This is a genomic window from Flavobacterium urocaniciphilum, from assembly GCF_900110615.1.
Lineage (GTDB): Bacteria > Bacteroidota > Bacteroidia > Flavobacteriales > Flavobacteriaceae > Flavobacterium > Flavobacterium urocaniciphilum.
On sequence record NZ_FOEI01000001.1, the window covers coordinates 253,754 to 268,317 of the forward strand.

10 protein-coding genes are annotated in these 14,564 nt (G+C 28.1%); all 10 read left to right on the top strand.

Annotation, left to right across the window (positions count from 1 at the left end):
* The first annotated feature begins 34 nt into the window (after positions 1–34).
* The 10 genes from dnaB to BMY86_RS01250 all read left to right on the top strand — a co-directional run bounded on the left by dnaB (position 35) and on the right by BMY86_RS01250 (position 14,461).
* Complete coding sequence (gene dnaB, locus BMY86_RS01200; protein ID WP_091464063.1) at positions 35–1,594, top strand: replicative DNA helicase; 1,560 nt, start codon at positions 35–37, stop codon at positions 1,592–1,594.
* A gap of 80 nt (positions 1,595–1,674) precedes the next feature.
* The gene (locus BMY86_RS01205) at positions 1,675–1,974 is read left to right on the top strand and encodes a hypothetical protein (protein ID WP_091464066.1); all 300 of its coding nucleotides are present in this window, start codon (positions 1,675–1,677) and stop codon (positions 1,972–1,974) included.
* A 643-nt stretch (positions 1,975–2,617) separates the two neighbouring features.
* Positions 2,618–3,409 carry a sensor histidine kinase gene (locus BMY86_RS01215; RefSeq protein ID WP_091464073.1) on the top strand — a complete coding sequence of 264 codons (792 nt, stop codon included), beginning with the start codon at positions 2,618–2,620 and terminating at the stop codon, positions 3,407–3,409.
* A 3-nt stretch (positions 3,410–3,412) separates the two neighbouring features.
* Positions 3,413–4,090 (top strand): response regulator transcription factor, encoded by a 678-nt coding sequence (locus BMY86_RS01220; RefSeq protein ID WP_091464077.1) that lies wholly within the window; start codon positions 3,413–3,415, stop codon positions 4,088–4,090.
* Between the two features lie 525 nt (positions 4,091–4,615).
* A complete protein-coding gene (locus BMY86_RS01225; protein ID WP_394332555.1) occupies positions 4,616–5,809 on the top strand; it encodes an asparagine synthetase B in 1,194 nt (397 codons plus the stop codon).
* A complete protein-coding gene (locus BMY86_RS01230; RefSeq protein ID WP_091464083.1) occupies positions 5,810–7,486 on the top strand; it encodes a sensor histidine kinase in 1,677 nt (558 codons plus the stop codon).
* 1 nt (position 7,487) lies between these two features.
* Positions 7,488–8,147: a LytR/AlgR family response regulator transcription factor gene (locus tag BMY86_RS01235; protein ID WP_091464087.1), complete on the top strand. Its 660-nt coding sequence runs from the start codon at positions 7,488–7,490 to the stop codon at positions 8,145–8,147.
* Between the two features lie 157 nt (positions 8,148–8,304).
* The gene (locus BMY86_RS01240; protein ID WP_091464090.1) at positions 8,305–12,009 is read left to right on the top strand and encodes a LamG-like jellyroll fold domain-containing protein; all 3,705 of its coding nucleotides are present in this window, start codon (positions 8,305–8,307) and stop codon (positions 12,007–12,009) included.
* A 270-nt stretch (positions 12,010–12,279) separates the two neighbouring features.
* Positions 12,280–13,812, top strand: coding sequence for a tetratricopeptide repeat-containing sensor histidine kinase (locus tag BMY86_RS01245; protein WP_177177103.1), 1,533 nt, complete (start codon positions 12,280–12,282; stop codon positions 13,810–13,812).
* Complete coding sequence (locus BMY86_RS01250; protein WP_091464097.1) at positions 13,802–14,461, top strand: LytR/AlgR family response regulator transcription factor; 660 nt, start codon at positions 13,802–13,804, stop codon at positions 14,459–14,461. The genes BMY86_RS01245 and BMY86_RS01250 overlap by 11 nt, the downstream gene beginning before the upstream one ends.
* Positions 14,462–14,564: the final 103 nt, after the last annotated feature.

Here is a 14,564-nt window from a genome sequence, read left to right on the forward strand (position 1 = left end):
TTATTTTTTATAGTATTTAAACTACTTTCGCAATATGGAAAAATCGTTAAATATAAGCCCGGTTAGAGTTGATAAAACTACTATAATTAATTTAGAGAAAGGGAAACTTCCTCCTCAAGCTGTAGATATTGAAGAAGCAGTTTTAGGTGCTATGTTAATTGATATTAAGGCGCCAGGTGAAGTAATCGATTTATTACAACCAGAAGTTTTTTATAAAGAAGCACATAAATATATTTATGAAGCGATTACTCAATTGTTTCATAGTACACCGCCTCAACCAATCGATTTATTAACGGTTTCGGCACAATTAAAAAGAAATGGTAAATTAGAATTAGTTGGAAGTGATTTTTACTTAATTCAATTAACTCAAAAAATTGCCTCTTCTGCACATATAGTATTTCATGCCAGAATCATTCTTCAAAAATACATTCAAAGAAGTTTAATTACAATTTCAAGTAAATTAATTGAAGATTGTTATGATGAAGGAATGGACGTTTTCGATTTATTAGATACTGCGGAAACAAACTTATATGAAATCACGCAAGGAAATCTTAAAAAAGGGTATGAAACGGCTCAGAGTTTAGTAAACCAAGCTAAACAAAGAATCGAAGAGATTTCTAACAAAGAAGGTTTGTCAGGTATTCCAACAGGATTTAGAAAATTAGACGAATTAACGTCTGGTTGGCAACCATCCGATTTAATTATTATCGCAGCTCGTCCGGGTATGGGTAAAACCGCATTCGTATTATCGATGGCTAGAAATATTGCTGTAGGAAGTAATGAACCTGTTGCGTTATTCTCCCTTGAGATGTCTTCTGTACAGTTAATAACTCGTTTAATATCTAGTGAAACCGGATTAACTTCAGAAAAACTTCGTAAAGGAACATTAGAGCCTCACGAATGGGAACAGTTAAATGTTAAAGTAAAAGATTTAGAAAAAGCTCCATTATATATTGACGATACTCCTTCTTTATCAATTTTCGATTTAAGAGCAAAAGCACGTCGTTTGGTTTCGCAACACGGTATTAAACTAATTGTAATTGATTATTTGCAATTAATGTCTGCGGGTTCTTCAAGTAAAGGTGGTGGAAATCGTGAACAAGAGATTTCGATGATTTCTCGAAGTTTAAAAGGTTTAGCTAAAGAATTAAATGTTCCTGTAATTGCTTTATCACAGTTATCGCGTGCGGTTGAAACGCGTGGATCAAGTAAAAGACCATTATTATCCGACTTACGTGAATCGGGTGCAATTGAGCAAGATGCCGATATCGTATCGTTCATTTACCGTCCTGAATATTATAAAATTGATAATTGGGATGATGAAGAAGCAGCACCTACAACAAATCAAGGTGAATTTATCGTAGCAAAACACAGAAATGGTAGTTTGGATAATATACGATTGAAATTTATTGGAAGTTTAGGTAAGTTCGATAATTTAGATGAATACGGAATGACTTATGACGATTCTATGCCTTCTAAGATGAATTTAGACGCACATAATCCCTTTATCACACCTAATTTGCCATCGCCAAATGATGCTTTTGGAAGTAGTATGAATAACAATTTTGATGAAAATAGTGATGTTCCATTTTAATTAATTTTTTTGTTAATTTTTTATTTTTTGTATTATTATTTTTATTAAGTTTATAAAAATAACCTATAAAAAAATAAATTATGCCAAGTTACATTATTTCATTAACTGACGCCGAAGAATGGGCTCATTCATGGCAAACAAATCCGCCAAAAAATTTAGCAAAAGCACATTTAATTCCATTGGAAGTGTTAACAGATTTACTTGCAATTTCTGGAGTTACAGGTGTAAGATCGTATATGGGTGTTGACTCATCAGGAACGCAAAGATTAATGTTCGTTGGTGTTGACGGCGATGGTAAAGATATGACAGATACAATTTATAGTGGTACAACTCCTTGTCCAAATTTATGTGATATTTCAAGTCCATTATATAATCCATAAGAATTGCAGTTTAAATATTATTTACATATTTTATCTTTTATTGTAGCAATACTATACCTTATAGGCTTTAAAAACAAAAGTAAAGCTTATAAGGTTTTTTCTGTTTTTCTTTTAGTTAATGTAGTTTTAGGTTTTGTTAGCGATAGACTTTATAGTTGGTTTAAAATTTATAATCATTTCTTTATTAATGTAATATTTTTATTTCAATTTGGATTCTTAAGCCTTTTTTATTCCTACTCTTTCGATAATAAAAAATGGCGGAATATTGTTGAAATATTGCTGATTCTTGTTGTTAGTTATCTATTGATTAAATATTTAATTTTTCCAGAATCATTTTTTGTCTTTCATTATGAAGATATTTACGTAACAGTTTTTCCATTAATTGTTTATAGTGTTATATATCTATATAACGAATATGACCAACCTCAAGAATTATATTATGCTAATTTAGGAATGCTAATGTATTTAATTATGAATTTTTTAAATTATATAACTTGGCCTTTATATAGTATTTCGATAGATTATACTTATATGAATGATTTCAATAAAATTTTAAATAAATTATTGAGTTTTATAGAACCTTTTGGATTAGTTTATTTTTCATTTCTTTTATATCAGTTAAAAAAGCTAAAATCTAAATAATATGGAAGTAACGCAATTAGCAGTAGATCAAATCATAAAAGCTTTCTTGTTTATATTATTTGCTTTTTTTAGTGTTTTTTTAACATTGGCTCTTTTCTTTTATTTTTCACGTAAGAAAATTGTAAAAATTGCCGTTGAAAAGAAGAATCAAGAAATTCATTATCAAAAAGAAATACTTCAATCGGTAATTCAAACTCAAGAAGATGAACGAATGCGTATTGCACAAGATTTACACGATGATATTAGTTCAAAGTTAAATATTGTTTCTCTAAATACACATTTGTTAAAAACGCCTAATCTATCTGAATCTGAATATAATGAAATTATTGATAATGTTGTAAACCTAACAGCAAAAGCATTAGAAAATTCTCGTAGAATTGCTCACGATTTATTACCGCCTGTTTTTGAAAAGTTCGGATTGCATGCAGCTATAGAAGAATTAGTAAATGAATTTTCTTCAGCCAAAAATGTTCAGGTAAAATATACGAATTCGCTCGACTTCAGTTATTTAGAAGTTAATTATCAATTGCATATTTTTAGAATCTTACAAGAATTGTTAAATAATTCTATCCGACACGGTAAAGCTTCTGAAATTTCTATTAATTTTGTTGAAAATAATAGTAAAAACACTTGTTTCTATTCTGATAATGGAGTTGGTTTTGATATGAAATCAACCAATAAAAAAAGAGGTATCGGAATGCAGAATATTGATAGTAGAGTAAATTTCCTTGGTGGAAAAATTAATATCCATTCTGAAATAAACAAAGGTGTTCAAATTGATTTTAATTTTTAATTAATGGATTCTAAAATTAATATAGTATTAGCCGATGATGAAGTTCTTTTTAGAAAAGGAATTTCTTTTTTATTGCAACGTAATTCAGATTTTAATATTGTTTTTGAAGCCAATGACGGTCAAGAATTGGTAGATTATTTAAGAACAACTGAAAGTTTACCCGATATTGTTATTACCGATTTAAAAATGCCCAATTTAAACGGGGTAGAAACCACTAAAATACTTCATTCTGATTTTCCTGGTTTAAAAGTAATTGCACTTACTAGTTATAACACACCTTCTTTTATTTCAAACATGATTCAAGTTGGAGCGGTTTCTTATATTGTTAAAAATGCTTCACCAGAGGAAGTTATTCATACGATTAGAGAAGTACATGAGAAAGGATTTTATTATAACGAACAAGTAATGAAAGTAATTTACTCAGATATAATTCATGGTAAATCTTCTCCAAAAACAGAATTAGATTACGATGCTTTAACAGCACGTGAAATTGAAGTTTTAAAATTGATTTGTTTGCAACAGAGTAGTGCAGAAATTGCAGATAAATTATCTATTAGTCCGAGAACTGCAGACGGACATCGAAACAGTTTGCTTCTTAAAACAAGAACTAAGAATATTGCAGGATTAGTTGTTTTTGCTATTCAGAATAATATAGTCGATTTGAACGAGATAAATCTGTAGTTTTTTTGTTATTCAGTTCAGATGATTTTAAAAGTTATTAAAAAAGAATCAAAATGAATAATCGGAATTTATATTTCCTAAGGACTAGGACAAAGGAAAACCACCCGAACCGAATTAAAACAAAAAAAATTTCTTATATCTAGTTCAAAAACAAAAACTTTACTACTAATATTATATAAACGAAGATTGTAGCGCCTAATAATACTAGTCCAATATTTCTTAAAGTGTTATTGTCTTTTTTCTCTAACATTGTGTAAATATTCATGGTATTAATTTTTTACTAAGGTAGTTCGATTTTATATACTAGAATAGAGCAGAATTACCTGTTTTTTCATATAGGTAGAATTACCTGTTTTTATATAGGTAGAATTACCTGTTTTTTAAGAATTATCTTTTCCTTATCTTTGAAAATATAAATTGTAATTCTTTATAATACTTCTTATGTTTAAGTTTAAACAATATAGTATAGTACTTATACTTTGCTTGCTAAGTAGTTTCGCAAATGCGTCTTCTATATTATTACCTATGGACGCAGATGGTCAACAAAATCACTTAAAAGCTTATGGAATTACCTATTGGGCTTTATCGAAAAGTTATAAAGTAAATTGGTTATTAAATTATAGAGGAGGTTCTTTTTTATTACCTGACGGAGAAGATATTCGTAAAGAATGTCAAATTCGAGGTGTTACATTTGAAGTATTAACCGATGGTGCAACTACTAAAATATTAGAAGAAATTAGCAGTCCTTCGCAAAATATGGAAACTGTTGTATTGGAAAAAGCTCCTAAAATTGCAGTTTATACTCCAAAAGGAAAACAACCTTGGGACGATGCTGTTACGATGGTATTAACCTATGCAGAAATTCCCTATACAGAAATTTACGACGAAGAAGTTTTATCTGACCAATTAGTATTATACGAATGGCTGCATTTACATCATGAAGATTTTACTGGGCAATATGGTAAGTTCTTTGGAGCATACAGAAATGCACCTTGGTATATTCAGCAAAAATTAGAAGCGGAGGCCTTGGCAAAAAAGTTAGGTTACAGTAAAGTTTCTGAAGAAAAAAGAGCCGTAGCTTTAAAAATTAGAGATTATGTTATAGGTGGTGGATTTATGTTTGCGATGTGTTCGGCTACTGATAGTTTTGATATTGCTCTTTCTGCGGAATCAACTGATATTTGTGAGCCAATGTTCGATGGCGACGAAAGTGAACCTAATTATCAAAGTAAAATAGATTATACGAATACTTTTGCTTTCAAAGATTTTATATTAGAAAGAAGTCCGATGCGATATGAGTTTTCAGATATTGATACTACTGAAGAACACGGAAAAGGTTCATTTGTAATGGATGTAGATTACTTTACTTTAATGGATTTTTCTGCAAAATGGGATCCAATACCAACGATGTTGTGTCAAAATCATACTCAAATAGTAAAAGGATTTATGGGACAAACCACTGCATTTGCATCCGATAAAATAAAATCAAATGTGTTGTTAATGGGTGAGTGTAAAATTAACGGAGAAGCGCGTTACATTCACGGAACTAAAGGTAAAGGTATGTTTACTTATTATGGCGGTCATGATCCAGAAGATTATCAACATAGAGTAGGAGATGCTCCAACAGTTTTAGATTTACACCCAAATTCTCCAGGTTATCGTTTAATTTTAAATAACGTTTTATTCCCTGCTGCTAGAAAGAAAAAATTAAAAACATAAATGGGCAAAATTTACTTTTTTTTACTTCTTTTTTTTACCTCACTTACTTTTAGTCAAAGTGCAATCCTTGAAAAAAAATCTGTAAAATTTTTACATGATAATCAATATGATTCTGCTGCAGTTTATACTCAAAAGGTTATAAAAAGCTATGTAAATGATTACGATAAATTTAAACTAGGAAACGCATACATTCAATATGCAAGAATATTAAAATCTATTTCAAGATCTGATAGTTGTTTTTATTTTTTAGATAAAGCTGAATCGATTTTTAATATCGATAAATCTAAATATTCGGAGAATTTATTTTATATCTTATCACTTAAAGCAGAAACATGTAGGTATTTAGGGAAGAGAGATTTGGCAATAAAGTTTATCAATCAGGCGACAAAAAAAAATTATATTCGTTTTAATCCTAATATTCAAGCTTATTATGAGAATAGAAGGATGGCAATTGTTGCAGAATATTATAATAATGTACCCGATTCTGTAAAAGTAATTCACGCATTAGCTAAAAGTATTATTAAAAAAACGAATCAAATTGAAGATAAATCTTTAGTAGTTTATACTTATAATGAAATTGGATTTTTAGATTTTAATAAATCAAGAGAAAATGCTTTAAAATATTTTCAATTAGCATATGAAATAGCTCAAAAGTATAAATGTAAAATGGCATTAATAGATGTCTGTATTAATTTAGGTAGACTTTACCAACAAAAGTATTCGGATTTAGATAAAGCAATTGAATACAATAAAATTGGATTAAAAAATGCTAAAGAAATATTTAACTATTGGCAAATAAAAGAGATATATGGAAATTTAAAAAATTGTTATTCTCTTAAAAATGATTTTAAAACTGCTTTGTTTTATGGAGATTCCATTTCAGGAGCTATTATTAAAACAATAGAAAAAGAAAATGCATTAATTATAGATGAAATTGAAAAGAAATATAATTATGTTAAAAAAGATTCCGAATTAAAAAAATCCGAACAAAACTTTAAATATTTAATTATAATATTAATTTTTGTTTTTTTTGGTTTAGCCGTATTGCTTTATTTTAATAGAAAAATTCGTGAAAATAATAAGCAATTAAAATTGTTAAATGAAGAAAATGAATTTTTATTAAGTGAAACCAATCATCGTATTAATAATAATTTACAATTGATTGTGATTTTAATTTCAGATGAATTAAGAAAGTTAAGTAATGAGGAGAATTCACATATCAAAAAAATACTTTCCAAAGTAGAATCTATAGCAACATTACACAGACATTTATACCAATCTAAAAATAAAAATGAAGTTGAAATTTCGAGTTATTTAAGCGAAATTAGAATCAATTTTAATGAAATATTTAAAGAAAATAATGTAATTGTTTCTCTAAATTCTGATAAAAAAGTATTGCAAATTGATCAAGGAATGTATCTAGGTTTATTACTAACCGAATTGTTTATTAATTCACTTAAACATGCATTTGAAAATTCTCAAATCAATAAAACAATTGATGTGAAATTTGAAACAATCGAAAACGGTTACAAATTTTATTATAATGATAATGGTGCTTTATCTAAAGGCCAAATAATTAAGCCTAAATTAGTTGAAAAGATTTGTAGACAATTAAGAGTAAAACAAAATATTAATACTGAAAAAGGCTTTGGTTTATATTTAGAAAAAAATATCTAGTATGAATAAGAATATTAAAATTTTAATAGTAGAAGACGAAGTTCTTATTGCTGAATTCATTAATGAAATGTTATTGGATGAAGGTTATCAAAATATTGAAGTTGTTCATGATTGTGACTCTGCAATTGAAAAGTTTAACGATTTTAAACCTGAAATTATTCTTTTAGATATTAATATTGAAGGAAGAGATAGCGGAATAAATTTAGCTAAAGTCAAAAATGAAGAAGCTAAAGTTATCTATATTACAGCTCAAAATGATGAAGCGACCATTAAAAAAGCAATAGAAACGAATCCAGAAACCTACCTTACAAAACCAGTAAAGAAGATGGACGTAATTGCAGCGGTTAAATTGGCGTCATTTAAAATTAAAAATGATTATATCATTATTAGAGATGGAATAAAGGATATAAAAGTTCTATTTGATGAAATTCTTTATGTGAAAAGTGATGGAAATTATATTGATATCTTTTTACAATCCAAAAAAATGACCATTCGTAAATCTTTAGATTTATTTTTAAATGATTTAGATAACAAAGATTTTGTAAAAGTGCATCGATCTTATATTGTAAATGCAAAGAAAATAACTTCTAAGAAATCTAATTTTATTTATATTGATGAGGTTGAAATTCCAATTTCAAGAAACCTCGATTTTTGTCTTTAGTTCGTTAGAATTATTTTCAATTTAATTTATTTTTTGCATTTCAAATACAAAATTCCGCATTTCAAATACAATGTTTTTCATTTCATTTTTTTTGTGTTTTTAAGGAATTCTTATCTAATATATTTGCATCAACTAAAAATTAAATTAGAGTAACTCTATGAAAAAAAATTACCTTTTATCGTTTTTTAGTTGTTTGTTTACTTTGTTAAGTTTTTCTCAAACAACTTATGATTTTTCCACTGATGCGGCCATAGTAGCTGGTTCACCATGGAATACTCAAGCAAACATTACTATTGGTGGTGTAGCTTATACTTTAACTTCTGGAGGAAATGGTTCATTTTCTAATGTTGGAAGTGGAGGAGAATCAAATTCTAAATGTCTAAGAAAAGATGGTTCTGGTGGAGATTCATTTACTTTACAAAGAGCGGATGGTCAACCTTTTCAATTTTATGGAATTTGGGTAAATCAACAAGGAATGAATTCCTATTCAGCTTTTTATGCTTTACCACCTTGGTATACTTTAACGGCTAATACCTATACCTATAACGACATGACACCAATGACACCTGGTACTGCTTGGAATAATTATACTTTTTCTTCTGCAGCAATTAGCCCGGGTGCAGGTGGAGTTTACACTACTTCTGTTTCAATTAATTTCAAAGCAATTATTTATTATGCTATAGATAATATTATAGTTGGTCCTGCAATTGTACCTAACACTGCTCCTACTAATATGGCTTTGTCAGCTTCTTCAGTTAACGAGAATGTTGCGGCTAATACAACTGTTGGAACTTTATCTTCAACAGACTCTAATGCAGGTGATACTTTTACTTATACTTTAGTTTCAGGTACCGGAAGTACAGATAATGCTTCTTTTAATATAAGTGGTTCAAGTTTAAGAATTACAAATAGTCCCGATTTTGAAACAAAAAGTTCATATTCTATACGTGTAAGAACAACCGATCAAGGTTCGCTATTTTATGAAAAACAATTTACTGTTTCAATTAATGATATAAATGAATCGCCATCAGATATTGGTTTATCGGCAACATCAGTTAATGAAAATGTAGCTGCAAATACTACAGTTGGTTCATTAAGTTCTACAGATGTTGATGCTTCTAATACTTTTACTTATTCATTGGTTGCAGGTACAGGTAGCACAGATAATGCATCATTTAATATTAGTGGTTCGAATTTAAGGATTACTAATAGTCCAGATTTTGAAACAAAAAGCTCTTATTCAATTCGTGTAAGAACAACAGATCAAGGTTCTTTAACTTTTGAAAAACAATTTACAATTACCATTAATAATATAAATGAAGGTCCAACAGACATTTCTTTGTCAGCATCAAGTTTAAATGAGAATGTTGCAGCTAACACAACAGTTGGTACTTTAAGTTCAACAGATGCTGATGCAGGAAATACTTTTACTTATTCATTGGTTGCAGGTACAGGTAGCACAGATAATGCTTCTTTTAATATTAGTGGTTCAAATTTAAGAATTACAAATAGCCCTGATTTTGAAACAAAAAATTCGTATTCAATTCGTGTTAGATCAACAGATCAAGGGGCTTTAACTTTTGAAAAGCAATTTACTGTAACTATTAATAATGTAAACGAAAATCCAACAGATATTAGTTTGTCAGCTTCTGCGATTAATGAAAATGTTGCAGCAAATTCAACAGTTGGAAATTTTTCAACGACAGATGTTGATGCAGGAAATACATTTACTTATACATTAGTAGGAGGAACTGGTAGTATTGATAATGCTTCTTTTAATATTAGTGGTTCTGGTTTAAGAATTACAAATAGTCCCGATTTTGAAACTAAAAGTTCGTATTCAATTCGTGTTAGAACAACGGATCAAGGTGGTTTGTTTTTTGAAAAACAATTTACAATTACAATTAACGATTTAGCAGAAACTCCAGCTACTCATTTACATTTTGACGGAACAAATGATTTTGTTGCAAATACAACTCCTTATACAAACTTTACGAATCAAATTTCAGTAGAATTTTGGGTTTATAGAACAGGAACAATAGCAACTGGTTCAGGAATTGGACAATCGGGTGCAACGGATTCAATGGCAACTAACGTTTGGTTAATGCATGGAAATACAGATAATACATTTTCATTTTTGGTAAATGATGCAGGTACATGGAAAAACAGTAATAATTCAGCAGTTATTCCATTAAATACTTGGACACATATTGCTGGTGTAGCAGATGCAAATGGAGTAAGAATTTATGTAAATGGTGCTTTGAGTAATAGTACAACAAATGGAATTTCGACTTCTATATTAGCCAATGCATCAGCTCAATTACAAATTGGAAAAGATGCTCGTTTTGCTACAGGTTCTGGTAGAAATTTTAACGGTTCATTTGATGATGTTAGAGTTTGGAATGTGGCAAGAACTGCAAATCAAATTAACGGTTCTAAAAATTGTGAATTACAAGGTACTGAATCGGGTTTAGTAACTTATTATAAATTCAATCAAGGTTTTGATCAAGGAAATAATACTGCTATTACTACATTAACAGCTACAACAGGTTCAAACGGTGCGTTATCTAATTTTACATCAAATGGAACTACTTCAAACTGGTTAGCAGGTTCAGCTGTAACAACTGGTTCAATTATTCCTTCATCACCTGTAATTTCATCACCTGTAATTTATTATCAAGGTGACACTGCTTCAGCTTTAACAGCAACTGTAGGTGCCAATGGAACTGGTTTATTATGGTATACTGTGGCTTCAGGAGGAATTGGATCAACAACAGCTCCTACACCTTCAACAGCAACAGTTGGAAATATTTCATATTGGGTATCTTCTTCAAATGCTAATGGTTGTGAAAGTGCAAGACAAGAAATTGTGGTAACTGTTAATGCTTTAGTTCCAGCAACTCATTTAAATTTTGATGGAACAAATGATAATGTTGCTTTACCTGCAACTGCAATTAATAATTTACCTCAAGGATCAATTGAAGTATGGATTTATCCAACTGCAACAACTTTAGATAATCAAACAATTTGTTCTAAACAAAGTAATTCTGAAAACTCTTACGCAACTTTAACTTTAGGTGGTGGGAATGCTGCTATTGGGAAATTACATTATCAATCTAAAAATGGAGCATATATTTTAAGTAATGCTACAATATCTGCTAATCAATGGACACATGTAGTAGTTACTTTTACTAACACACAAGCTCAAATATATATTAATGGTACTTTAGATGCTACTGCTGTAGGTGATTTTTCATTACCAAATGATACTTCAGTAACTGCAACAACAATTGGAGCTTGGTTAGGAGACGGAGGTGGTCAATATTTTAAAGGAAATATTGATGAATTTAGAGTTTGGAATGCCGTTTTAACACCTTTAGATATTACTAATACAATGAATTGTGAATTACAAGGTTCACAAACGAATATTGTAACTTATTATAAATTTAATCAAGGTAATGATACAGTTTCAAATGCTGGAATTAATTCATTAACTGATGCAGTTGGATCAAATACTGGAACATTATCAAATTTTGCGTTAACAGGAGCAACATCAAATTGGAAAATGGGTTCAACAATTTCTAATGGAAATACTTGTACAGCATTGTCTTCAAATGATTTTGCAATTGAAAACAATATAAAATTATATCCAAATCCAACTTCAAATATTTTATATATCGAATTTAACGATTTGTCAAATGTAGTTGTTGAATTGATTGATTTAAACGGTAGAGTATTAATGAATAAAACGTTAAGTTCTACTTCTAATTCTATAGATTTATCTTCATATAATACGGCTATTTATTTGTTAAAAGTGTCTTCAAATGAAGGAGCTTCAACCTATAAAATAGTAAAACAATAAAGTAATTTTTTTTTCAAAAGGATTAGCTCTGGCATTTGTCAGAGCTTTTCTTTTTATATTTATTTACGATTCATTTTAAAAAAACAACTAAGAAATTAAAACGAAAGTTATTTTTATATAAATTTACATTACTAAGCTTTCCTGTTGAAATAGATTTCCAATCCAATGAATTTTACTAAAAGTATTTTCCTTTTTTTGATTTTGATAGGTTGCAATTTTGCAATTTGTCAGGAAGTAAAAATTTCAGAAGATTCTGTAATTAATAAAAAAATGAATTTTTATTTACAGAAAGCAGATTCTTGTAAAGTGAAATTTGATTATGCTAATTCGTATAAATATATTTCTGAAATACTTACTTACGCTAAAGAAAATAAAGATTTTAATACAGAAATATTATGCAACATTAAATTAATTGAAATTTATAGACATGCCGCATTATTTAATAGATCTGAAAAGTATTTAAATAGAGTAACTGCTTTAATAAAAGAACATAAAAGCAAGGTTAATCATTATAATTTAATGTTTTTTTATAATAGAAAAGCGGCATTATTTTCAGAATATTATAGAATGCCTGATTCTACTTTAATTTATTCTAAAAAGGCATTGCAAATTGCTGAAAAACTTAAAAACAATTCTTTTAAATTCACCTGTTTAATGGAAATAGGTTATGTATACGAACAAAAGAATGATTTAGAGAATGGTATTAAATTTTATTTGAAATCGTATGAGTTTGCCAAAAGTATTAAAGATAAATCTCAAACCTGTGATGCATTAGTGAACAGTGCTCGAGTTTTTGAAAAACTGAAAAAATTTACTTCTGCCATTGAAAAATGTGATGAAGGTTTGAAGTTACTTGAAAATGACGATAATTATTTTCAAAAGTTATTATTTTATGATACCAAACAAAATGCCTTTGAACATTTAGGAGACAAATCGTCCGCTTATGATAATTTAAAATTAAGATTAAAATATACCGATTTGTTTTATGAAAATAATGCCAAAGAAAAATTATTAGAAGAAGAACAACAACAAGAAATATTAAATCGTGATCATCAACTTTTAAAAAGTAAAGAAGATTATGAAAAAGCGAGAAAGAATCAATTTTACTTAGTTTTTATCATTTTATTATTCATTTTCGGATTGTTGTCATCATTGTATTATAGTAATAAAGTCAAAATCGCCAATAAACAATTAGATATTTATTCAAAAGAAAATGCGTTTTTATTAAATGAAGCTTATCATCGTATTAACAATAATTTGCAGTTAATTATTGTACTTTTAAATGAAGAACTTGATAAATTAGAACATTCAGAAACGGATCAATCTTCTATTTTGAAAATCTTATCAAAATTAGAATCAATATCTACTTTACATCGTCATTTATACCAATCAAAAGATAAAAAATCGGTTGATATTGAAATTTATTTAAATGAAATTGTCAATAATTTTAAAGAACTATTTATTGAGAAAGAAATTAAAGTACATTATGAAATTAAAAAATTAGATATTTCTATTGATATTGCTATGTATTTGGGTTTGTTGGTAACAGAATTGTTTATAAACTCTATTAAATATGCATTTGTAGATCAAGACGAAAGAATTATTTCGCTTCAAGTTTTTAAAGAAAATAATTCATTAAAATTGAATTATAAGGATAACGGAGAAAATACTATAGGAAAATCGATTACTCCAAATTTAATTATTACCATTTGTAAACAAATTAAAGCAGAATACTCAATTGAATCAAAAGAAGGATTTGAAATTTATATTTCAAAAATATTAAGTGAAAGAAATGGAAAATAAGACTAAAATATTAATTGTTGAAGATGAAATATTAATTGCAAATTTTATATTTAAAATGTTGCAAAAAGAAGGTTTTGTAAATTTAGAAGTGGCGTACGATGTAAAAGATGCAGAACAAAAATTTAAATCATTTCAACCGGAAATTATTTTGTTAGACATTAATTTAGATGGTTTAAATACAGGAATAGAATTAGCATTTAAGAAAAATGAAGCTGCAAAAATTATTTATTTAACAGCTCAAAATGATCCTGAAACTATTCAAAAAGCAATTAATACCAATCCGGAAACTTATTTAACCAAGCCAATTAAAAAATCGGATGTTTTAGTTGCAATTCAATTAGCGAGTTTTAAAAACACTAAAAGTTATACCATTATTAAAGATGGATATGATGAAATTAAATTATTTCTTGACGACATTATTTACATAAAAAGTGATAATATTTATATTGAAATTTATACAATTTCTAAAAAATATGTTTTGAGAAAAAGTTTAGATGGATTTTTAAAAGAAATTGATAAGGATATGTTTTGCAAAACCCATCGTTCTTACATTATAAATAAAAATAGAATAACAAAAAAAACGTCAAATTCTGTTTTTCTAAATGATATAGAAATCCCAATATCGAGAAGCTTTAACGTTAAAATTTAACAAAATAAAAATTCTTTGTTAAACTCCTACAAACTTCGGTTGTACACAACATTTTTCAAACACATATAAAGGTTAAAAATACTTTTGTTTCATAAACTATAAA